A 24,701-nucleotide genomic window follows, 5' to 3' on the forward strand; every position below is an offset into this window, starting at 1 on the left:
AATTTCATTTTAGCCTCTGCGCCAAGTGTGGTATTTCTCAAGCCAATTAAGCACAGTTTGTGGCGCATTAGCACGTTTCCATTCACCCGCCGCGTACTTGTTACCTTCAGCCCAGGTTGGGTAACTATGAATCGTCCCTAGTATTTTATTAAGGCCTAAGCCGTGCTTCATTGCTAATACAAATTCAGCAATTAGGTCGCCAGCATGTTCAGACACCACGGTAACGCCGAGTATTTTATCTTTGCCTTTGGGTGTGATCACTTTGATAAAGCCTTGCGTTGCACTTTCTGTAATTGCTCGGTCAAGCTCTTTAAATTCAAAGCGCGTTATTTCGTAATCAATCCCTTGTTCGATAGCATCTTGCTCGTTTAAACCAACGCGCGCTACTTCTGGATCAATAAACGTGGTCCATGGAATAACGCGATAATCGACCTTGAATTTTTTAAGGTTCCCAAATAAGCCATTTACCGCAGCGTACCAGCCTTGGTGAGCTGCAACATGCGTAAACTGATACGGACCGACAATATCGCCCGCAGCAAAAATATTCGGATAAAGGGTTTCTAAGTACTCGTTAGTAACAATAGTTCGGTTGGTTTCAATACCTAACTCTTCAAGGCCATAGCCGGTTAAGCGGGCACTACGGCCAACGGCACATAACAGTTCGTCGTATTCAATTTCAAGCTCTTGCTCTTGGTGTTTAACAATAATGTACTTTTTACCATCGCGAGCTTCACAGCGCAGCGCTTGATGATTGGTTAATACATTCACGCCACTGGCTTGTAAAGCGTGGCTGGCAAACTCTGAAACTTCAATATCTTCTTTGATCATGATGCGATCGGCCATTTCGACTTGCGTAACCGATGAGCCTAGCCGTGCAAAGCTTTGTGCTAGCTCAGAGCCGATTGGCCCACCCCCAAGTACCACAAGCTTTTTAGGTGCATGATTGTAATCTGCAAACTTTTTCCACAATGTGTCACTGGTAACATAGCCTGTTTCTTCTATACCGGGTAGTGGCGGCACAAACGGGCGAGCGCCGGTAGCAATAACAATTGTTTTAGCGGTAAGCGTTTGGCTACCACCGTCGTTAAGTTTAATTTCCACAGTCCATGGGTCAATAATTTTGGCGTAGCCTTTAAGTACTTCAACGCCTAAATTAGTATAGCGCTCAACACTGTCGTGCGGGGCAATATCAGCAATGACTTGGTGTACACGGGCCATGACTTTTTTAAATGAAAATTCAGGGCTGATACTTTCTAAACCATATTTATCTGCATGCTTAAATTGTTCAGTAACTTTAGCACTTTTTATAATTGCTTTACTTGGCACACAACCATAGTTTAAGCAATCGCCACCCATTTCACCGGCCTCAATTAACGTGACTTTTGCTTTCACGGCGGCAGCTATGTAGCTGGTCACCAAACCACCAGCGCCTCCTCCGATGACAATCATGTTGCGGTCAAACTGTTTGGGTTTAGTATAATTTTTATATACTTTACGTTTTTTTAGTACATTAATAATTGCTTTTGCAATAAGCGGAAATACACCCAGCAGTGCAAATGAGACTATAAGGTCTAAGGATAAAATGCCCGATAAGCTATCAATTTGAGCTAATTGTGTGCCCGCATTAACAAATACAAATGTGCCGGCTAACATGCCGATTTGACTGACCCAATAGAATGTCCATGACTTAATAGCTGTTAGGCCCATCAACAGGTTTATCAAAAAGAATGGGAAAACAGGCACTAACCTTAAGGTAAATAGGTAAAAGCTGCCTTCTTTTTCAACGCCTGCATCAATGGCAGACAAACGTTCTGGAAAACGTTTCTTAACCACGTCACGTAATAAATATCGCGAGACTAAAAACGCTAACGTAGCGCCAATGGTTGATGCAAAAGAGGCAACCAATAACCCTTCAACAAGGCCAAATAGTGCCCCCGCAGCCAATGTTAAAATGGCAGCACCGGGTAATGACAGTGCAGTGACCACAACGTAGAGTAAAAAGAACCCTCCAATCACCAAAAGTGGCGATTGTTCGCGCCATTGGCTAAATTCTTCCATTGATCCTTTTAAGCCATCAAGGGTAAGTAGTTGGTGAATATCAAAGTGAAAAAAGAGCCCTACACCCAGCAAGGCAACAATCAATAATAGTAATTTTTTTAACATGTTCACTCGCTATTAAAAGTTATAGGTAAAGGTCAATTTGCCATGAATAGGCAGCTCTGGATAAACGAGTGTTGCGCCAAAGTAACCGCCTTCAAACACGGGTCGCCAGTTATCTTGGTTGGTTACATTGGTAATGTCTAAACGCAAAGCCATTTGCTCATTGAATACATAGCGACTATTTAGATTGAGTGTGTATTGGTCGCGTATATAAACCGTGGCTAAATAGTCTAAAGGGTAGCTTTTTGTGTAAATAGCGCCTAGCCCAAAATCCCACTGTGGCGTAATTGACATACCGCCATTTACACTGACAGATTGCTCAGGTATCCCCTGTACACGCTGTGTTGATGGAGCAAATGCAGTAAAGTTAGGCGCGCCACCCGCTGTGCCGTTTATAATATCGGGGCGAGAGTTATCAAATATATCAGATACTTGCTTTGCGCCTTGGCTGCTTGCTGAATTATCGTATCGGGCATCAATATAACTGTAACCAACACTAAACCAATAGTTGGCTGCATCATAAAAAGCCTGGCTTTCGAAGCCTTGAGTGCGAATACCTGTATTACTGCCATCTCGATTACGCAAACTGCGGCGTTGATTAAATAACGCCCCGTCAACGTACCACGCGCTGTCTGCAGGTGCGTATTTTAAGCCCACTTCTGCGAGCGTGTTATCAGTTGCAAAGTTCTGAGCACTTATTTTGTTATCACTACCTAATACATTACCGCCAGCCATACTGTTTGAGGTTGCTTGGTTGTAGCTTCCTGCCATGTAACTTGTCAGTGCTGGTGTCAGTTTATAGTTAATGCTCGCTTGACCTGAGTGAAGGGTTTCATAAATATTATCGCTGGCGGCTATTTGACCTTGGGGTGCAATAGGATCGCTTGCTTTCACATCATAATAGTCGATACGGTATCCAACGCTGGTACGAAGTTGGTTGGTCCATTGGCTATCGTGCTGAATCGCAATGCCTGTTTGCACGCTGGTGGAGTTAGTCGTATCAGAAAGTGAAAAATCACCATTGCCATCATTATTTATGTCGTATTGACCCCCTGGTGATACAAATACACCTGGGCGCAATTCAACCAAACGGGCCTGTTGTTCTGCTGTAAGAGGGATGCGGCGGTTTTCAATTGGACCCGTTAAGTCAATAGGGGAGTCAGCCTCGGTGGTAAATTGGCTAAAGCCTTTGACCTTGTTATAACGCATATCTAAGGCAAATAAGGTGTTTTGATTGTCTGCCCATTGATAATTTAACTCAGTGCGGTTTTGCACTGTGTCGGCGCCATCGATAATTTCTACAAAGCTATTTTGCGCAATTTCTTCGCGTTCTAAATGCTGAAAATAAGTAATGTTTTTAAGGCTTAACTGGTTATTTAGCTGACGTTTATACACGCTGTGAAATAGGTATGTAGTAGCGTCATTTATGTTGTCAGGGTCGGTCAATACTTGATTGCGCGGTAACATCACTTGCCCAGTTGGCGAGACAATTGCCCCGGCGCCAGGTACTGTGCTGCCATTGGGTTGCACGCCTTGGCCTGTGATATAAAGCCCGTTATCGATTAATGCCTGTGTGGGGCGGTTTATACCTGCGTTATCAGTAAACTCAACATGATAGAGCTCAAAGTTTAGATCCCAGCTGGTTTTATCATCAGGTAAAAACCGCACGGCGGCAAAGAGGCTATCACTTTGAAAACCCGCGTAATCATAAAAACTACCATTATCAATATGCTCAGCACTTACTCTAAACCCGCTTTCGCCTTGGACTATAGGCGCTGAATAATCGAGTTGCGCACTGTAGTGATCCCAACGTCCCGCAGATATAGTTGCTTTGCCTTGTGAGGTTTCGGTATTGGCTGTTTTTGAATGTAAATTAACGAATCCACCATTACGTTGACTAGTACCAAGTAGAACTGGTGGTGCGCCTTTCACCACATCAATTTGCTCAATCGCATTAAATGATATGGGGATACCAAAGCCATTGTTACCTGCTTGTCGACGTACTCCATCTTGATAAAGTTCACCCAGTTGACCGCGAAGTGTGGGTAAGCTGGGAGCACCAAAGCCACTGGCGGCGTAACTGTTCGGTGTAACGGCTAAAATATCTTGTAAAGTGGTGATATTGAGTTGCTCAATCATGTCGCTACTAATTGGAGTAATCGCGCGGGCGATGTCGCTTAGTGATAGATCATCGCCAAATGGCCCGCTTATTTTCGCATCTTTGGGCGATAGCTGATGGGCTTTTAGTTTTTCTGCGGATACTTGGATTACTTCAATTTCGTTGTTTGCTTTTACGACTGATGTAAAGCTGGCACAAATACTTAGTGCTAAAAATGCGTATTTCAAAATCATCTCACTGCAATTAAATAGGGTATATACGCTGTATGAGACCCTAAAGGGGTAAAAATACTTTCAAAATAGTTTATAAACTTTTTTGTAAGAAATTGACGTCTGCTCGGTCTTGTTGTTTTTAGTAGTAAACAAGACAAAGGAAAGATAATGACTCAAACAATCACCACAGATACTCAAAACCGCCTGCAATGGTCTTTATTTACATTGCGCTTAGGCGTATTTATTGTGATGCTGATGTGGACGCTGGATAAGTTTGTAAACCCAGGGCACAGCGCACGCATTTTCGAACATTTTTATGGCATAAGTGGGTCTACTGACACAATAGCCTATATTTTGGGGAGTTTACAGCTGGTACTGGTGTTTGCATTTATGGCGGGTATCAAAAAGCGTATTACTTATGGTTTAATTTTTTTAATGCATGGTGCTTCCACACTCTCATCTTACGCGCAATATCTTGATGGGTTTAACAATTTATTGTTTTTTGCAGCATGGCCAATGTGGGCGGCCTGTTTTGCGCTTTACTTATTGCGCGACCAAGATGTTAAATTTATAGCCGTGAGACGTGCATCGTAAATTAGACTAAAGGTAAATTAAGCGAGATTAGCTAAGGCTACTTTAAAAATCGATGTATTGTTTTAGGTTTTTTATCACAATGATAAAGTATCAAGCAGATGAGTAAATCGTCAAAATAAAGCAGGTTGCAGTTATCAAACTTTATAGTGCAAGGAGCTATTGTAATGAATCAATTAACACAAAGTACCATCACATGCCCTTACTGTGGTGAACGCTTAGATATATTGATTGATCCCAGTGATTTGGATCAACAATACATTGAAGATTGCCAAGTGTGTTGTAAGCCTATTAACTTTTTAGTGCAAATGGATATGGATGAGGCACTTTTCGTTACTGTTTCAAGTGATGATGAGGGGTTTTAAGCGTTTATAGGCACAGGGTTTTCGTTATGTATATAAAAAGCCGCTCTATGAGCGGCTTTTGATTTAGCAATAGGGGAATGTTGTGTTGTTTAGTTGCCCATTGAATACCTAAAGCCAATTGCGTATCGCGGGCCGTATTGAGCTGCGCTCAAGAACTGACTTTCGAATCGGCTAAATGAGCGTTCAGTTTCATTTGTTAAGTTAACACCTTCAAAGAACACTGTGGTGCTTTCGTTGACTTCGTAGTTAACGCTAACATCCCATTGAAGATACTCTTCAGCGTACTGTGGTGGCGCAGTGGCGCCTGAGTCCGGTAAACCTTGCGCTATAAGATATTGGTCGCGCCACGCACCTGTAATTTTTACAGATAAGCCGTCTTTTTCATAAAAACCTTGTAGATTCGCTGAATCACTCAGTCCTGCTAAAATAGCTTGAGAGGCAAGTATGTGGTTATCATATTCAACATCACCGTCAACCATAGTTGCATTGAAGCCTGCGCCAAAGCCAGATTCACCAAACAAATGCTGAATAGAGACCTCTACACCGTTAACCTTTCGAGAACCCACATTTTCGGGTGATTCAATTGTCCACTCAATCAGCGGATCGGTTGCAGGGTCAGGTAAAATACGATTGTTTTCGCCAATACCTACACCATTTGCAACAATCTCATTGTAAATTGCTCCGTCGGTTGCTTGTTCACCACGACCTTCAATGGCAGCAACTGCGTTATTCCAGCGTTCACCTAAATAGACGTCATGCAGACCTTCGTAGGTTGCATTAACTTGTGTGTTGTCAATCCAGTCATCAACGTCTTTCCAAAATAGACCAACCGCTGCGTAACTGCCTTCGTTGTAGTAATACTCTAAGCTCAAATCAAAATTTGTTGATTTAAATGGTTTTAAATTCGGGTTACCGCGACTACCACTGCGTGAGTTTAACTTAGGTGAAGGGGTAAGACTCAAGTTACCTAGCATAGCGTCTAGTGTAGGTCTGGATATTGTTTGACCCCATGATACACGAGAGACTAAATCGTCAGTTAAATCGACTTTAATATCGATCATCGGAAGGAGTAAGTCGTATTGGCCTTTGTAGTCAACTTCTACTAACTCACCGCCACTTGCAAACTGCGTTAACCATTCAGAACCACCAGCCCAGTATACTTGTTCAGCCACGCGGCTTTTAGCTGGACTGACAATATCGGTTTCTTCATAACGTACACCTAAATTAACGAATACATCGTAATCGCTTACATTAAATACCCAGTTCGTTGAAAGGTATAAGCTGATGGTTTCTTCTTCAACTTTATTAGTTGGAAAGCCATCAAAGGTGCCAATTTGATATACATCACTGCCTAGTACGTCTTCTGTAAGGTATGCACTTTGGCGCGCAAAAGCTTCATCAAAATCATACGTGTAAGCATAACCTGGCGCTACGCCATTTGGACCAAAAGAAAACTCATCGAGGAAGTTTGCTAAGTCAACACGTTCAAACATCGCATCAGGAAAAATCTCAGCAAATGTGCCGTTATTAAACCCTGGTGCATTTGCATTATTTGAACCACCCCATTCACTTAAGGATTGCTTAGTGTAGGCTGCGCCAAATTTAACTGTTTCAAGGCCAATATCAGTATAAGTAAATAATTGACCGTCGAGCTGCACTTGGGATACTTCAGATTCACCCGGCGTGCGAGTGAAAATACTAAAGTTAGAGCCTATTTGATTAGGGTCGATTTCTTGCGTGCCATTGTTCCAATTAACATTAAAACCAGGTACATCACCTTCACGGAAAGAATACTCTTTTGAAGCAATATCAGCTGAACCTAAGATAATACGGCCATTGGCGTTCAAACCGGTATCTTTGCCGTTATCAATCGTTGTTTTTGATGTGTGTGCATCGAGTGTAAAGCTGAGGTTTTCAGTGGCGAGCCACTCAACATTTAAGCCGGTCGCTTTAGCATCTACCTCGGTTGTTTCACGAAATGCAGTAAATGATGCATCATCACCCGCTGAATTGTAATAGATGGCTGTGCCATTTTCGTCTAGTTCATATTCGTTCGCATTACCGCCAAATGAGCCATTCCAAATACCCCAAGATAGTGAGTTATTTCCCGTCACTGCATTTGAGATTGTGTGATCAAGGGTAAACGTTAAGTTATCAGTAGGAGCAAACTGGAACGTTGCTTGTGCATTAAGGCGCTCACGTTGAATGTCGTCTTTGGCAAAACTAATTTCTTGCGGGAAGAATGCAGCAGAAACACGTTCTCCGTTAGCATCCGTATACTGTTTTGCTGGGTTACCGTCAGCGTCTGTTGGGCGATTATCAGTAATATTTTCAGCATCTAAAGAAAGGTTAGGGTTTACTAACCACGAGCGTACATTTGCTGATTGCTTTTGAAAATCACGACGATGATATGAAAAGTTTGCTGATACACCGAAGCGCTCATCATCAAAGGTGTTGCTGTAGATACCAGCAATCTCAGGCGTCACTTCATCACCGTTTTCTACAGACGAGTCATGAATCCCTTTTGCCATGAATGAAAAACGTTCACCCGGCTTTTGTAATGGCTTTGCTGTAACGATGTTAACAGTGGCACCTAGTCCACCTGTTGGCATTTCTGCACGGGCTGTTTTCATTACTTCTAAAGAGCTAACACCTTCAGATGATAGGTTTTCAAAGTTAAATGAGCGTGTAAAACCTGTGCCAGCCATTTGGCGGCCATTAAGTGTTACGAGGTTAAATGATGGGCCAAAGCCACGCACTGTGATTTGGCTGCCTTCACCGTTAGAGCGACTTACAGATACACCGGTAATACGTTGTAGTGATTCTGCTAGGTTGGTATCTGGAAATTTACCCATTTCTTCAGCTGAAATGGCATCAACAACACCGGATGCATCTCGTTTAACATCCATTGAACGAATCAATGAGCCTCGAATACCTTTTACTTCAATTACTTCTAGCTCTGGTTCGGCAGTTTCTTCTTGCGCTGCGTAAGCTAAATTAAATGTGCTTGCAGCGATGATAAGTGACACAGAAGCCGCTAGTTGGCTTTTTTTAAACTTAATTGTGTTCATAATTGCTCTGCTTTTACTAAATTTGTTAGGGTAGGCAGACAAACAACTCTGTTGATTATCTGCCACTTAATAAGGTGTATTACGGGTTCGCGATAACTACATTATCAACACGATACACAGCACCTTCACCTGAGCCCCACGCTGGGAAAATCATAAGTACATTGATATCACTGATATCTAAGCCTGCATCAAACAACGACTGCAATGTAAATGTATATGTTTGCCATTGACCAACCGTTGGTACTTCGCCTTCAGCACTTTCTAAAAGAGGCAGCTCTACTGCTGTCGCAGCGCCCGTTGATTCAACTTTGAACAACCACTGTGCATCTGTTGCATTAGGGGGGGTTACCATTTTCATTTCAAATTGAACAACGCCGGTCGCTAAAATAGCCGATGCATCAAAAGACACACCTTCGTCGGCTAAAAAGCCCATTACAGTTGGTGCCGCACCAATTTCAAATTGTGCAATTGTGCCGTGTGCGTCATCGTCTGCTTGCTCAGTCGGGGTAGAGCCACCGCAGCAATCCCAAATACTCCACATATCGGCTGCTTTATCTTTAAATACAGTCAGTTCGTTGCCCGCAGGAGCGGCTGCACTTGGATCGTATATTTTTGCGTTATCAACACGGTATACCGCGCCTTCGCCTGTGCCCCATGCTGGGAAGATCATCACTACATCCAGAGCGCTTACATCTAAACCTGCGCCAGCTAGGTCTGAAAGTGTATACGTATATGTTTTCCACTCACCGACAACGGGTGCATCACCTGCGTCTGTTAGTGGGAGCTCTACAGCAGAGTCGCCCTCGTTAGATTCAATCTTCATTACCCAAGTTGATTCTGGGCTATTTGGAGCCGTCATCACTTTTACATCAAACTGTAGTACACCACTTTCTAAAATACTGCTTGCGTCGAATGCTTTGCCGCTGCCACCTGCTGATGTGCGGGTGTTAAAGCCCATTACAGTTGGTTCAGCACCAATACTGAACTCGGCTGTTAAGCCATGTTCGTCGTCATCCATGGCTTCAACAGGGGTTGAACCACCACAACAATCCCACATAGGCCAATCAAGATTTTGTCCATCAGTAAATAAAACGACCTCTGGCGATGCCCCTAAGTCACCTTCAATAGCAATATTAGCAATGAGGTACTCAGCACCTTCGCCTGTCTGCCATGCTGGGAAAATCATTAGTACGTCTATCGCGCTCAGATCAAGTCCTTTCTCTTGTAAAAACGAAAGAGGGAATGTGTAGGTTTGCCATTGACCAACAACAGGGTCTAAGCCTTCTAAACTTTGGTTTAATGGAACGTCGCCCGTATTTGGACCACCGTCACCCGCTTCAGCTTTTAACAACCAAATGGTGTCGGCATTTGGCGGAGTAACCACCTTCATTTCAAAGGTTACACGACCATTTACGTCCACTAATGGAGATGCATCAAATGGCGCTGAAGTGCCTGCAAAGTCATCAGGGAAATGGCCACCGCGTGTAGAAAAGCCCAATACTGTGCCGTTGTTATCATTGATATTGAACTGAATGACTTCGCCTTTGTCGGCATCTGTAACTGTCGCAGGAACGGTACCACCACAACAATCCCATGCTATCCAGCTTGAATTTAAGCCGCCGTCAAAAATGTTTAGGTTTTTGGCTACACCATCACTTGGTGGTGTTGGCACTGGAGCTGCACCCTCAACTAGCGCGTCATCTAAGCTATCGTAGCCAGGACGAACAGTTTCACAGCCTTTACCTGTGGCAGGGTCTGATTGACACTCATATACACGTACATAGTCAACTTCAAAGCTTTGACCTTCTGCAAATGCAGTCTCGTCAATGCCTAAGTTGTTGACGTTTTCTGGCCAATCACCACCTACAGCGTGATTAAGGATTAAGAAGAAATCTTTATCAAACGGCGCTGTATCCCAGTGAGTTGTCAGTTCGCCACTGCCTTGTTCAAAGTATTCAGCAAACCAACCTTTATGTTTTAGGCCAACGGCTTCATCTTTTGAGTTGTAACGCACTTCAGAACGACGTTGTGTTGCATATAAGTAGCCGTCAACATACCAGCGTATTTCGCCTTCTTGCCATTCAATAGCATACGTGTGAAAGTCATCAGCTGGGTTCATGCCCTCTGGAAATGTATAAGCTTTTCCAGAGCTTGCATTATTTGGCCATTCGCGGCCATAATGCAGTGTGCCATAAATATTTGACTCTACAGTGCCATCTTCCCCAACTGTTTTAAGGTTAACAGCCTCAAGGATATCAATTTCGCCAGAACGAGGCCATTCGCCATACTCGGAGTCTGTTGGCATCATCCAAAATGCAGGCCAGCTACCTTGACCTGATGGCAGTTTTGCTCTCATTTCAAAACGGCCATAGGTAAAATCTGCTTTATACTGAGTGGTTAAACGGGCTGAAGTGTACGGCTTTTCTGCACCTTCTTCCGCTGGAAGAGCTACGATGTTTAAGATGCCATCGCTTAAAAAAGCGTTTTCACTGCTATCGGTGTAGCATTGTTTTTCATTATTACCACCGCCAGCGCAATTTATTTCGAAGTTCCACTTTGATGTATCAATCGCTTGACCGTCAAAGTCATCGCTCCAAACCATTACCCAATCAGAGACGGGCTCGCTTGGTTCGACAGCTGTTAAATCAGATTTTGTTTCAGCGCCGCCACCGCAACCGAACAACATTGTTAGTGATGTGGCTGCAAAGAAACGGCTAAGATTGGATGTTGTCATGTTCATTATGTGAACCCCAGTCGACTTAATAGATGGAAGCGCTTGTTAGCATAGTTCATTTTTTAAAATTTGCATGTAAGCGCTTACATGTGTGTGATAAAGATTGCGCTAACAATGTAAGCGCTTACAAAGCGTATGATAATGCGTGCATTAGGTCAACATATTTAATGTCTTTAATTAACTTTTATTTAACTACTGTTTGATTAAGGTGGGAAGTTATAATAATGATTTTTAATTATGCCATTGATTAAATTGAAATATTTTATTTTTTATAATGAAGATATCAAACTTTAAATATTCTGTTAAAAAACGCTAAAATGCAATAATTGCCAAACATTGAATGTTGCTTCTTTAACCTATAAAAGCTGTCGCTATTTTAGTACGACTTTTTAAAGATGTTATTGCAGTAATACCGTGGTGAATATTAAACACGAATAATTAAAGGGAAGTCCTTAGGTTATTAGTGATCATTGAAGTTTGCGGGTGGAAAATTATTTGAACCAGAAGAGAGGTAACAACCGAAATGCTCGGTTGTTACTGAGCCTGAACTCTGAATAAGAGCTATAAACTCAAACCATCTCAGGATGCGAGCGTTGTTGGAATTGAAAGCGATTTAGGCAATGCATTGATTGCTGGGTCTATTGTTAAAAATAATAACGCAGTATAAATCGCTTTTATGCCAAGCCATTGGGCGCTTCACAAGCACTTAGTCTCATCGTTGTTCCTTCTTAAAAGGAATGGCCTTTGTTGCAAAGTAACGCTTTTAAATTAAGCCCCTGTGAAACGCTGAATTCTGCCTTTTGAGGTGGTTTGGGTATACTAATGCATGGCGTTGTTGTATTTATCAGCTAATAACTGCTTTTGATTTTCAGTAAGTGCTTTACCTGCTAGTTGAAACACCTCTTGTTCTTCTTCCTCAAGATGATGGTGTACTATATGGTGCAGTTTTTTTGCTTTTGCAAGCCATGCAGGTGAGCTCATTTCTGTGTTTTCAAGTGCCTCAATCAGCTCATCAATATCGTGGTGCTCAGCAACACTGTGACGTGCTTTCTCTTGGGTTAAGTCATCGCACATCAGCGGATTATAAAAAAAGCGTTCTTCGAACTTAGCATGCTCTTCGAGTTCATGTTTTAGTTCAGTCATAAGTGACTGGCGGTTTTCAGAGTCACCACTGGTTTTGATCAGGGCATCTACTAGTGAACGTTGTTTATCGTGGTCGTGACGTAATGCTTCAAAAATATTCATAATGTATCCTTGCTTATTTTAATATAGTTTGATTGTGCAAAGGATGAACCATAATTTAAAGCATTGTTTTATAATGGTTTTGTTTGTACTTGAAGTGCTTCGTAGGTTTTATTTTGTAATAATTACAGACTAAAATGAAAAAGGCTAACACTGTGGTTAGCCTTTGGAGTAATTAAATTATTAATTTACTAATTATTTATTCGCGTCTTTAACTGTTTTTAATTTAGCCGCGTGGTCAATTTCAAAGGCTGGCATGTCTTTGTTGCCATCCATTAAATAATTGTCCATCCAACGCATCAAGCGTAAGCTGTAATCGTATTGTGCCGCCACTTTACGGTTACCGTGACCTTCACCTGGGTAGTAAATTAAGCGAACATCTTTACCTTGTACCTTCATGTAACGGTACATTTCCATTGACTGAGCAGGGTGAACACGTGGATCATCTTTACCGTGCATGATCAGTAATGGTGTTTCAGATTGACCAGCCCAATAAATAGGGCTGCGCTCTAAGTACCATTGCCATTTATCCCAAGGGTATGAACGCGCATGAACTAAGTTCATTTCGTTTGAAATATCAGTCGTACCAAACTTTGACAGTTGGTTAGTTACACCGACAAACATCACACTTGCTGCGAAGTGTTTGGTTAGTTTAGTTGCCGCCCAAGCTGACGCATAGCCACCATAAGAGCCACCGGTAATACCAACACGTTTAGTATCAACTAAGCCCATATCAACAAGGTGATTTTTAAAATCAACCAAGTCATCAAACTCTTTGCCTGCATAGTCATTTTGGCCAAGCTTCGAGTAATCAACACCTTTACCTGTTGAACCGCGATAGTTCGGGTAAAATACCGCATATCCACGTGCAGCTCCCATTTGCCCTGGGCGAGAGTAGTTTGTTATCCAACCGTCTTTGTCATGACTTTCTGGGCCACCATGTACAGACATAATTAATGGGTAACGCGTGCCCTCATTGTAATCAAGCGGATATACAAGTACACCATCAATTTCAACACCATCACGTGCTTTTAAAGAAACGGTTTCTTGTTTTGCAAAACGTTTGTCGTTTAACCATTCGTTTGAATCTGTTAAACGTGTGGCTTTACTTTTACGTACAATAAATACTTCGTTAGGGTGCTTTGCAGTGTTACCGCGAAGCGCAATCGTTTTATCTGAGTCTGAAATACTCAGGTTAGAAGCAATAAATTGACCTTCTTTGATCAGCTTTTTATATTTTTTTGAGCCTGCTTTGATACTTGCTACATAGCTTTGAGTGCCAACATTCGCTATGAAATTAAGCGTATTGCGTTTGTTTGACCATTCGATGTCAGCAATATGGCCCATAAAATTAGGCAGCCATTCTGTAATTTGTGCTGTTTTAGTATCAGCTATAAATAAACGGCCTGTCGCTGGATCATGTTTATCTTCTGCGCCGATGATTGCAATGTACTTACCATCATGAGAAAGCTCTGCATCGCCCAATTTGCCTTCTGTTTTAAATGATAACGTTACTTGGTTACTGGCAACATCGTATAAATGCCACATAGATTTTGTGTATCGATCATCAATAAGTGCTGTTGGCTGAGTTTTAACAAGTAACTTTTCGCCATTGGCCGCCCAGTTAACATCACTTACGTAGTTTTCTACGTTTAATGCTGTTGGGGTAACTGGTTTATCTGATTTTTCTAAATCAACAATAAATAGCTGCTTGTTCTTTAGGCCAAGCTCATATACTTCTGCCTTGAAACCCAGTTTTTTAAGTTCTTTATCTGACTTGTCGGCAGCAGGCATAGCTAAGATGGCTAGCTGCTTATTGTTGGGGCTGAGCTGATAGCTTGAAATAGATGTGTCTTTAAGTGAAAGTACTTTTTGTGCTTCACCACCATCAACCGGTATTTGGTACAACGCAGTGTACTTTTCGTCTTCTAGTTTAGCTAAAAAGTAGATTTTTTTACTATCATTTGACCACTGAATACTTTTGATATTCACCGAACCTGTGATGAAAGGACGTTCAACACCTTCGTCATTTACAACATACAGTTCGCTGTAGTTACGGCCATTTTCATCAACGTAAAGAGTACGCGGCACTGATCGAGTAAAAGCAACGCTATCACCATCAGGGCTAACGCTGGTCTGGATAACTGACTGAATTTTTGGGATATCTTCAATTGTAATAGGTGTAGCAGCAAAAGCTAATGAACTCGTAAGTCCAACGGCTAACGCTAAACTGGTTTTTAGCATGGGTATTTCCTTCGCTTGTAATAATTATTTGCACAGTATAACAAGGCGTACCTTAATTACTAAAATATGCGATTAACGTCCAAGCACTGACGATTAATGGCTGTAGCGAACACCGAAATAAAACCGTCGGCCATTCTGATAAACCCCTGTGGGTGCATAGTGGTTACGTTCGTAAATATGTGTAATTTCATCAGTAAGATTAATAGCTTCAAATACCAAATCTAGATGGTTACTAACTTTAAAAGTCAAGTTGCCATCAAGTTGACCAAAATCATCCATTATTGCTTCACCGACACCTGTAGCAAAGTGGGTTCGATAATTATAAGCTAAGCGTGCACTGAGCCATTCATTGTCATAGTAACTTGTTAAATTAACCGTGTGCTTTGAGGTTCCAGGTACATAATTTTTGCGACCCGTTGAGCTATCGGTGCGATTACCATCGACGAAAGTGTAATTAGCAATCAGACCAATGCCATAAAATAGTTCTTGTTGATAGCCTAATTCAACACCGCGTATTGTGCCACCATTACCATTTATAGGGCGGTCTATGGTCATGTTTATGCCTTCATGTTGTTCAATGGTTCGCTTAAATTCAACAAACGATTCAACGTCTTTGTTAAACAATGCCATCGAAAGTAGGGCGGCATCATCAAAGTACCACTCTAGACTAAAATCGAATTGGCTGGCACGGTAGGGATCTAAATCTGGATTACCACCTTGGCCTTGCGCCTGAGTGACATTGTAGTTTGTTGAAGGCATTAAGTGGTTGTATTGTGGGCGCGACATAACCCGAGCAGCACTAATCCGTGTTATAAGGTTTTCAGTCAGATCGATACTGACATTGACGCTGGGAAGTATATCAACATAGCTTTTTTTATGCTGTTGCCATACAAAGTTTTGTTGCAGTGAAATTGCTGACCCAATCCGTTTGTACGCGCTGGCATTTTGCTGAGTGTTTACCAGCCTTAGCCCGAGGTTCGCGCGGTAATCTTGCCCTTCTAGCATTAATTTAACATAACCTGCTAAAGTGCGTTCCTGAATATCAAATCGACTTGCTTTTTCTTCTTGTTGGGTAAAATCTATATTTTTAAAATCATTCGATAATTTATTAATGTCTGCATAGCTATATTCTTTTAGTGTTTGTGCATTACCAATGTCAGCTAAAAACCCTGTAGGCAACTGACTCGGGTAATCTGCCAAGGTCCAATCTAGTTGTTGTGCTAAGCCATCAAAGGCGCCATTAAAAGAACGGTAGCGAATAAAATCACGTTGGTGATCGCGGTATTTTGCGCCCAGTTTAAAAGCGCTAATAATTGAATGATCAACCACTCGCTCAAAATCGCCTTGTAGGTATAACTCTTGATCATTTGAGTCTTGGCTATCATTACGGGCTTCAGTTAATTGCCACGCCTGCGCATCAAGTGGTGATACATCGTAGTTTGCGATAATATTTTTGTTCTGACGTGTATCAACAGTAAACGCCGTATTAGTTGAAAACTGAGAGGTGTAATCTTGTTTAGAGCCCCCTCCGCCTTTGGTGAAGCCTACTTGATACTGGTTTTGCCACAAATTAGCTTGCTGAGTTACTAATAAGTGCAGGTTGCTGGTATCAATTTGTGACTCACGCCAAATTGCTTCCATGGCAGTACTAAAAGGTAGATTTTGGGCATTATTTTCGGGAACTTTTGAATATTCAGCGTATGCAAGCGTACCATCTATGATCACTGGATCATTTATGTGGCCGCCTCTTGCAAATACGGTGCTTGGTTGCCATAAAAAATTTTGATTACTATTATCTGCGCTAAGTACTGAATACAAAGTGTTGAGCTGGATGTTCCAATCAAGGTTTGGTTGGTATTCGATGCTTGCTGTTGCGCTAGTTAATATTCGCTGTTGTTGAAAAATAGCGGAGCCACCACCACCTGCGGTCCAAATATTTTTTACATCTGCATTTTCATTTGTTGTCGGCGTCAGCTGGTTTTGCGAATTTTTATTATAGTTTCGTTCGTGCCAGCCCCACGATTCAAGACCATCACGGCGTAAAGAGCGATGATTGCGAGTAAATGTGAGGTGTATGCCGAGATCTTTATCTGGGTTTTTCCAGCTATAAAAAGTATTTAGTAAAGGATCAAACTCACCAGACAAGTCGTTGTATTGCATTTGTACATTAACTACAAATGGATTACGCTGTATGTGCAAAGGACGCTGGGTTTTAATATTAACTGTTCCACCTAATGACCCTTCATTGTGGTCCGCTTGCGGCGTTTTATACACTTCTAAAGATGTAACGAGTTCTGCAGGTAATAATGTGTAATTGAACCCTCTATTTGGCTGTGTAGAGATCCACCAATCAGCCGAGGCTATAGACTGACCATTTAAGAATGTACGATTTTGTTCTGGTGTAGTGCCTCTGACACCAACACGCTCACCTTCCCCTTGTGCTCTTGAAAGTGAAATACCAGTCACCCTTTGGAGTGCTTCTGCTACATTTTTATCAGGAAATTTCCCGATGTCTTGTGCGCTAATAGTATCTATAATAGATTGACTGTCGCGCTTATCTAAAAGAGACTTGACAGCGCTGTCATGATAACCCCTGATTTGAATGGTTTCTAAATGGCTTGGGTTTGTTTTTGAGTCTGTTTTAGCCATCCCGTGGGCCGTGAAAAAGACACTGAGAATAAATGTTATGTTAACAAAATTTATGGTTTTTATTGTCATATTCAACCCAACTAAAACAACATGAGAAAATACTAATTATGAGAAGTAGCTTTAAAATAAGTACATCACACTTTGCTATGCTATTGTGTACCGTATTTACCTATAATACGCTTTATCCGCTTATTTAACCATAGATTAACCTGTGTAAAAACCAAACAATGTCAAAAGCAGAGCCAAAACAATTATTACTCAATGATGTACTTATTGATTTTGCTTCCTTAAAGATAAAGGTGGCGGGAAAATGGTGTGCTATTGAGGCTAAACAGTTGCAGTTACTGCGGTTGTTGATTGCACAAAAAGGGCAAGCAGTTACGCGGGATAAAATAATGGACGCTGTTTGGCCTGATGTTGTTGTCAGTGATAACTCAGTCAGTCAATTAGTAACTCAATTGCGAAAAAGTTTATCTGATGACAAAAATACCGCGTACTTTATCCGCACAATTCCACGGGTTGGTTATCAGCTTATTGCACAGGTGAATGATGCGCCAACGATTTTAGAAAAGGTTGTGCCAGCGAGTCCACGTACTTCTGCGTTGTTTATTGTTGCCGGGCTTGTATTGGGTGCGTTGTTTACTTTATTAAGCCAATATTTATTAGCTCCTGAGCAGGCGAGGTTAGATTATCAATATCAATCACGATTAACATCTGCTCCTGGCGCTGAGGTGTTTTTGCGCTATTCACCCAATGGTCGATATTTGGCATTTAGTCAATCAAACGATCAACAAAGTCAGTTTGATTTGGCTGTATATGATAATCAAAGTAAAACAGTTCATAGCATCAAAAACTCAGGTTATTCAGAGGAAGCACCTGTTTGGTCACCTGATGGAAAGTGGTTAGCTTACTTTAGATATGACCCAATTAGCTGTGATATTCGTGTTATGTCAGTTGCAAATGCTATTGAGACTTGGCGGCTAAGCCCTGAGTTTAGGCTTACTCGGTGCCAGCAGCGTCATGGCCCAACCAAATTGCACTGGGTTGATGAGCGCACCATTTACACAACACATTGGCAAGATGAGCAAGCGCGTTTAATTAAGTACACATTATCACTTACTCCCAGCCCTAAGTTAGAAGCTCAACAAGTGGTAGGGGACTTTAAGCCATTAGCATTTGATATTAGTGTTGATAACACGCTGCTTATACTAGAGAAAAGTGCTGGCTGGTATACCCTTAGTGAAGTGGATTTAAATACAAAGCTTGAACGAAGAGTAATAAAGCGAAGTCGCCACTCGCATGCGCCATTACTATTAGACAGTGAACGCGGTTATTATTGGCTTGGTGATGATGCGTTAAGGCGCTATGGATATAATGGCAATAAGCAGACTGTTCATGAACCGTTAGGATTTATTGCCGATATTGCTATAAACCCGCAAACTGGAGATATTGCACATGCTGAAGGGCATGCTCGCATCAATTTGTATCAAATCGAATTAGATTTAAATACAGAACAATTACTTAAAAGTGCTCAGCAGTTATCATCTTCATCACGCATGGATATGTTGCCTGCGGTGTCGTTAGATGGTCAACAAAGTGCATTTATTTCATTGCAAAAACGGGGGATTACAGGGTTCACTCACAGTGAAGTGTGGTTAAAACATAAACAACGTAAAAGTGCTAATTTAATTGCAACTTTGCCCAGCGATATAACGCCTAAGTATTTATTATTCTCGCCAAATGGTGACAATATCTTACTTGCTGATCAGCTCCATAATATCTATTTGATTAATACATTTTCTCGGCGTTTAGTACCTATTATTTCTGGTTTTGAACAACTAAATGGTGTTCATTGGGCACAAGATAGTCATAGTATTTATTACCAAGCAAAAAACCCGCAAGGGCAATGGCAAGATTGGCGTTATGACATTCAATTAACAAGTAATACCCTAGTAAAAGACAACGCGCCACTGGAAACGCTTGATGATAACCATTTACTTTGGCAACTTAATGCTTCATACATTGAATACGAGAAGCATGTCTCAAGCTTTTTAGCCGCAGCACTTGAACAACAGCTGCCATTGTCGCAACTATTGCCTTCTTTATCGCTTTTTAAGCCCGCGGTGTTTAATGGAGGGGTTTATTATGTGCTTAGACAAGGGCATCAGCTGCGTTTATATTGCTATTTGACGACACAAAAACGAAATGTGTTCATCAAAGAGCTAGGTGTATACGGCTATGACTTGGATATTAATTTAAACATAAGTAGTTCCGCTGATGGAACGCATGTGGTGTTTAGCCAAGTGGATGGTATTGAAACCGATATTTTGTTACACAAAGCAACTAAGGCTGAGACGCAATAAAGGCGTCAATATTGCCAGTAAACCAGTTTCTACTTTTTGCTTCTTTTAATGCTTGCAGAGCGATTCTTTTAGCGGCTTCTGGGTCTCTTTTCGCTATGATTTTGGCTTGTATTAATAGCAGAGGGGGGTGCGTGGGATCATCAGCTAAAGCTGAGTTCAAAGCTCTTTTTACAGCACTTACATCAGCATCTTCAAATGAGTAAAGCAATTTCGTCAGCTCTCTCTTAGCACTAAATAGCCCTTGCTTTGCAGCGGCAGTTAGCCACTTTAATGCTTTATTCGGCGCATAATCGAGGTACTTTTTATCTAATAGCTCTCGGCCTAATCGATATTGAGCTTGGGCTAAGCCATTCTGTGCAGCAAGTAATACCCAGTTGAGGCCTTTTTCTCTTTCTACTTTACCGTACTCCCCACGTAATAAATTAGCACCAATTCGGTACTGTGAATTGGCATAGCCATTCGTTGCGGATTTCAACAGTAATTCGTCACTGGCATTACTGTGTTGCCAATGGTACTTCAACAAACGCGTTGCATTATATTCATCCGAGCTTAGCCAATTTGCAATATAATATTGCACAATGGCATTACCTTGTTCTGCCTCATCAATTAAATCCGTAATTTTTTCATTGTATTGTCGTTGCTGGCTTTTAAAGCTTTGCGCGTATTGTTTACCTTTAAACGTTGTGAAGTGGAAAATTAACGACCTGTTGTAGTATGGTAAGTGTTCCTTACTGGCTTGATAATGCCAACGTTTGACAGCATTAATAATTGCTTTATCGAAGGTTTTTTCAGGGTTAGAGTCAATAATAGTAATGTCGGTAACCGCGCCACTTTCATCTATGTCAAATTCAAGCCAAACCCAGCCCTCGATACCATTTTTATAGGCATGCTCTGGGTAGCTAGGTTCAACCATGTAATCACGCACAATTGAGGAGTTAAAAGTTTCTGTACTATTGAGTTCTGGCCTAAGTTGTTCGTTGTACCACGCAAAACTTAGCTGTTTTAGCAATGCATTATAGGCATCATTAAGTGGTTGTTGATTAGGTGTTTGATTGGCGATCAGCATGGCTGTATCACGGGCATCAACTAAGCCAAAATCGGCAGCTAAGCTAAACCATGCATAGGCTTGCGCTGTATTTTTTTTAACGCCTTGGCCGTGTAAATACATTACTGCAATATTATAAATAGCATCGGGGTTGCCAAGTTGCGCAAGTTGTAAAAATTCTTGTTTTGCTTTTGAAAATTTGCCTTGGTGGTAATCAAGCGTTGCACTAAGAAGGTCTGCTTTAGCGTTAAACCCAAACAGCAGCCCACACACAAAAATACACACTTTTAAAAATAAAAAGCATGGTGTAGGTTTGGCTGAGTAGTTATATATTTTTGCTGACACTTAATAAACTTGCGCTATTGCTAACATATACTTAGTGGTGTTTTTACTTACTGATTGTACTTGTTTTGTTTATTATTACTAGCGCGATTATGCGATGTGTTTAATAAAAAAAGCAGGCAACCAAAAGGTTGCCTGCTTTAAACCCCTGGGCATAGGGGCGGCCATCCTTGGCGAGAGTCGATGACCTGTGTTAGCTAGGAATATCGACTAATTCGTTATTAAAAATTGAAACGAATACCAGCAGAGAAGCGACGTCCATCAGCATAAACCCCAGTTAAGGCTTGCTTAACGCCTTTTTCTTGGTAGCTAAATGTATGTTCGTCAGTTAAGTTTGTCGCTTCAAATACAGCCGTAATGTTCTCTGTTACGTTGTAGTTAAATGTTGCATCAACTTGGCCATATGCATCTTGGTAACCAGGCCATGCTCGGCCAGTGTCATAGCCTGTGCGATAGTTGTATGAGATACGACCACCGAATGTTTCTGACTCGTAATAAGTACTGATATTGTACGTGTGATCTGAAATACCCGGAATTAATACGTCATTGCCTTGCGTATCTTTAGACTCACCATCTACAAACGTGTAGTTAGCAGCAACGCCAAAACCTTGTGTGATTTCGGTTTGAAAGCCAAGCTCTAAACCTTTCAATGTACCTGAAGGGCCGTTTACAGGGCGGCTAATTTCAATTTCAATACCATTAAACACTTCAGTTTGCGTGTTGTTGCCTAAAGTAGATTGTAAATCTTTATAGAATAATGCTGCTGAGAAGATACCTGCATCTGCGAAATACCACTCATAGCCAACATCAAATTGAGTGGCACGGTACGGGTCAATATTTGAGTTACCGCCAGTTCCAACACGCGTTTCAGTATTGTAAGTCGTGGCGTTCGTCATCGCGGCATAGTCTGGGCGTGTCATTACGCGTGCAGCACCAATACGAAGCAACATATCATCATTAAGATCAATCGCTAAGTTTAAGCTTGGAAGAATATCAAAGTAGTCAGTTTCTTCCTCTTGCCATACTTTTGCATCCGCGGGGCCTACATACGCACCTGTGGTTTGTTTTGTCTCAACTAAACGAACACCAATATTACCGCGCATACCTTCAACATCTATATCTGCTTTTACGTAACCTGCAAAAATGTTTTCTTCAATTGCAAAGTTGCTATCAAATAATAAGTTGTATTGCCAATCAAGTGCATCACCATCTTTACGCACTTTAGACAAGTCGGTCATTGCGTAATTACTTAGAGTGCCACTGCTTCCGATCCCTGATAAAAAGTCACTGGGTGAAGCGTTTGAATAATCTTCTAAGCTCCAATTTAAATCAGTACGTGTTTGAGATTGTAAGCGAACGTTTTCACGCTTGTGGTCGCGGTATTTTACACCAAACTTGATTTTGCTAAACACAGACACATCAATAGCGCGTTCAAAATCGGTTTGAGCATAATATTCTTTATCAAGCGCATCATTTGAGTCATAACGGAGGAAGCCTAAATCCCATTGTGTGCCATCTGCTGGACTTTTAGCATAGCTGGTTTCAATACTTTCAACATTAGCGGCATTAAAGCTGTGCTCGGCATTGCCTTCCCACCCAACACTTCGGTCAGTTTGTGTTCCGCCAGAGCCCTCTGTGACACCTAAATGATACGATGATTTCCAGATTTCACCTTCATGGATAAGCTTTAAATCATATGAATTAGTTTTTAATTCCGAGTTACGAACTTTCGTTTCATCAAGAATATTATTACCGTCAGGAGAGAGACCAAATGTACCAGCTTGCGCGAAATTGCCTACTTTATCATGTTGAACAACATCTAAAGACGTGTATTTTGAATTACCATAGCCTGGTAGCCATAGGAAGTTTTGATTCGCATTGTTAGCCTTCATTGTCGAATTAAGCGCATTGAAAGTCACATCAATATCATCAGTAGGGCGGTATTGTAATGTTAAGTTGAAACCTGTTCTTATACGTTCTTGAGTAAACATCGCTGAGCCACCGCCACCTGGCGTGTAAACATCATTAATTTGTGTGCCGTCTTCTAAGGTGATATCACGGTGCGTCCAGCTCCAAGCCTCGATACCATCACGACGCAGGTTACGTACTTGTTTAAATACAGAGACAAGTGCACCTACTGTTTCTTCATCATTTTTCCAGCTGTATAAACCAGCAAGCTGTGGGTCTGTTTCACCAGACACTTCACTGTGCTGCATTAAAATTGAACCTGCCACTTTATTGGCTTCTAAATCTAGTGGCTTACGAGTTCTAACAATAACAGTACCACCGATTGAACCCTCATCAATATCAGCTTCAGGCGATTTATAAACTTCAAGACCCGATACAATTTCAGATGGCAGCATTGTGAAATTAAAGCCACGGCTTGCTGATGAATCTACCCACCAATCAGCAGAGCCAACAGCCTGACCATTGAGTAAGGTACGGTTTTGGTTTTCAGATGTACCACGAATACTGATCCTTTCACCTTCGCCAAATGCGCGGCTCATTGAAACACCTGTGATACGTTGCAATGACTCAGCAACGTTTTGATCGGGGAACTTACCAATGTCTTCAGCGGTTACAGCATCCACGATTGTGTTTGCATAACGTTTAGTATTAAGTGATTTAACAACACTTCCACGAATACCACGTACTTGAATAACTTCAACTTCGTCCGTATTTTGTGCTTGTGCGCTGTGTGCTACCATCGGTAAGCTTAATGCTGATGTGATAAGTGATGCACTTATAGCCAGATGAAGTTTATTCATTTTTATATTTGTCATTTTCGATTCCCCTTGAATCAACACTTCGTTTTTAATGTTTAACGGTATGGCTCAAAGGCCTGCTTACATTGCTTTATGACACAGCCTTTATTAACCGATTCACTCCCCCAAAGCAGTAAGGTAAATGTATGGCAATAACAGTTACTAACTTGGGTTTGTTTTTCTATTAAACGCCTTTTGATTAAACGAGTCTTGAAACTAAATGAATAGTTGTGAAAGTTACGAAAATGATAATGAATTAAACTGAAGTTTTATTTTAATTAATATAAAACAATGAGTTGAGTTTTAGTGTGTTTTAATTTATTTTAATAAATTAAGTTTACTTAAAGGATTTAGAGTTATATTTAGAAGTGTTTCACATCTAGTAATGTATTTTTTTAGCTAAATTAAAAAAGATATAGCATCAAAACGTATTTAGCTGAGCAATCTGTTACTCATTAAATAATTTAAAGTAATACTGCAGTTGTGGTGAGACAACCACCTTAATGTGGGGCTTTCTATAGGTAATTTGATGTGTGCGGTTTGATAGATGGCTACTTACTAAGATACTAATTTTAGAGTAAGAGCACCTAAAGGATAATGCGTATGGAAGCGTATTTTGCATGCTTAGTGGCAATTGAGCTTTGACGAATCAAGCGCTAAACTCCATACGAGTATAGGAAAGTTAAATAACCTGAACTCTGGATAATAAATCTATCTCCAGCGGCTACTTTCAGCGCTAACTGCGTTGAATTTACTTGCAATAGGCTAGGGTCTGTTGATCTTTCAAGGTTAAATTTGC

The 24,701-nt window shown here is 41.3% G+C and carries 12 protein-coding genes; 3 read left to right on the forward strand and 9 right to left on the reverse strand.

Features of this window, described 5'->3' with window-relative positions; all coding sequences use genetic code 11:
• Nucleotides 1-9: 9 nt before the first annotated feature.
• Both CSC79_RS15680 and CSC79_RS15685 read right to left on the reverse strand, forming a co-directional pair.
• Nucleotides 10-2,163, reverse strand: a complete 2,154-nt coding sequence (locus CSC79_RS15680; protein WP_099296685.1) for a bifunctional TVP38/TMEM64 family protein/FAD-dependent oxidoreductase — start codon at nucleotides 2,161-2,163, stop codon at nucleotides 10-12.
• A gap of 12 nt (nucleotides 2,164-2,175) precedes the next feature.
• A complete protein-coding gene (locus CSC79_RS15685) occupies nucleotides 2,176-4,479 on the reverse strand; it encodes a TonB-dependent receptor (protein WP_237114044.1) in 2,304 nt (767 codons plus the stop codon).
• A gap of 180 nt (nucleotides 4,480-4,659) precedes the next feature.
• On the opposite strand from CSC79_RS15685, the gene CSC79_RS15690 reads away from it, so the two are divergent.
• Together CSC79_RS15690 and CSC79_RS15695 are read left to right on the forward strand one after the other, a co-directional pair.
• A complete protein-coding gene (locus tag CSC79_RS15690) occupies nucleotides 4,660-5,085 on the forward strand; it encodes a hypothetical protein (protein ID WP_099296687.1) in 426 nt (141 codons plus the stop codon).
• 164 nt (nucleotides 5,086-5,249) lie between these two features.
• Nucleotides 5,250-5,447 carry a CPXCG motif-containing cysteine-rich protein gene (locus tag CSC79_RS15695; protein ID WP_099296688.1) on the forward strand — a complete coding sequence of 66 codons (198 nt, stop codon included), beginning with the start codon at nucleotides 5,250-5,252 and terminating at the stop codon, nucleotides 5,445-5,447.
• Nucleotides 5,448-5,536: 89 nt separating this feature from the next.
• Here CSC79_RS15695 and CSC79_RS15700 read toward each other — a convergent pair whose 3' ends face one another.
• The 5 genes from CSC79_RS15700 to CSC79_RS15720 form a co-directional block, all read right to left on the reverse strand.
• The gene (locus CSC79_RS15700; protein WP_099296689.1) at nucleotides 5,537-8,518 is read right to left on the reverse strand and encodes a TonB-dependent receptor; all 2,982 of its coding nucleotides are present in this window, start codon (nucleotides 8,516-8,518) and stop codon (nucleotides 5,537-5,539) included.
• Between the two features lie 79 nt (nucleotides 8,519-8,597).
• Nucleotides 8,598-11,258, reverse strand: a complete 2,661-nt coding sequence (locus tag CSC79_RS15705; protein WP_099296690.1) for a glycoside hydrolase family 16 protein — start codon at nucleotides 11,256-11,258, stop codon at nucleotides 8,598-8,600.
• A gap of 813 nt (nucleotides 11,259-12,071) precedes the next feature.
• Complete coding sequence (locus tag CSC79_RS15710) at nucleotides 12,072-12,497, reverse strand: hemerythrin domain-containing protein (RefSeq protein ID WP_099296691.1); 426 nt, start codon at nucleotides 12,495-12,497, stop codon at nucleotides 12,072-12,074.
• A 192-nt stretch (nucleotides 12,498-12,689) separates the two neighbouring features.
• Nucleotides 12,690-14,738: a S9 family peptidase gene (locus tag CSC79_RS15715; protein WP_099296692.1), complete on the reverse strand. Its 2,049-nt coding sequence runs from the start codon at nucleotides 14,736-14,738 to the stop codon at nucleotides 12,690-12,692.
• Nucleotides 14,739-14,831: 93 nt separating this feature from the next.
• Complete coding sequence (locus CSC79_RS15720; RefSeq protein ID WP_237114042.1) at nucleotides 14,832-17,387, reverse strand: TonB-dependent receptor; 2,556 nt, start codon at nucleotides 17,385-17,387, stop codon at nucleotides 14,832-14,834.
• Nucleotides 17,388-17,614: 227 nt separating this feature from the next.
• Here CSC79_RS15720 and CSC79_RS15725 point away from each other — a divergent pair, with 227 nt between their 5' ends.
• Nucleotides 17,615-19,750: a winged helix-turn-helix domain-containing protein gene (locus tag CSC79_RS15725; protein ID WP_099296694.1), complete on the forward strand. Its 2,136-nt coding sequence runs from the start codon at nucleotides 17,615-17,617 to the stop codon at nucleotides 19,748-19,750.
• Here CSC79_RS15725 and CSC79_RS15730 read toward each other — a convergent pair.
• Both CSC79_RS15730 and CSC79_RS15735 read right to left on the reverse strand, forming a co-directional pair.
• A complete protein-coding gene (locus CSC79_RS15730) occupies nucleotides 19,731-21,140 on the reverse strand; it encodes a TonB family protein (protein WP_237114043.1) in 1,410 nt (469 codons plus the stop codon). The genes CSC79_RS15725 and CSC79_RS15730 overlap by 20 nt on opposite strands.
• A gap of 218 nt (nucleotides 21,141-21,358) precedes the next feature.
• The gene (locus CSC79_RS15735; protein WP_099296695.1) at nucleotides 21,359-23,920 is read right to left on the reverse strand and encodes a TonB-dependent receptor; all 2,562 of its coding nucleotides are present in this window, start codon (nucleotides 23,918-23,920) and stop codon (nucleotides 21,359-21,361) included.
• Nucleotides 23,921-24,701 lie beyond the last annotated feature (781 nt).

Source organism: Pseudoalteromonas sp. 3D05 (assembly GCF_002723455.1).
Lineage (GTDB): Bacteria > Pseudomonadota > Gammaproteobacteria > Enterobacterales > Alteromonadaceae > Pseudoalteromonas.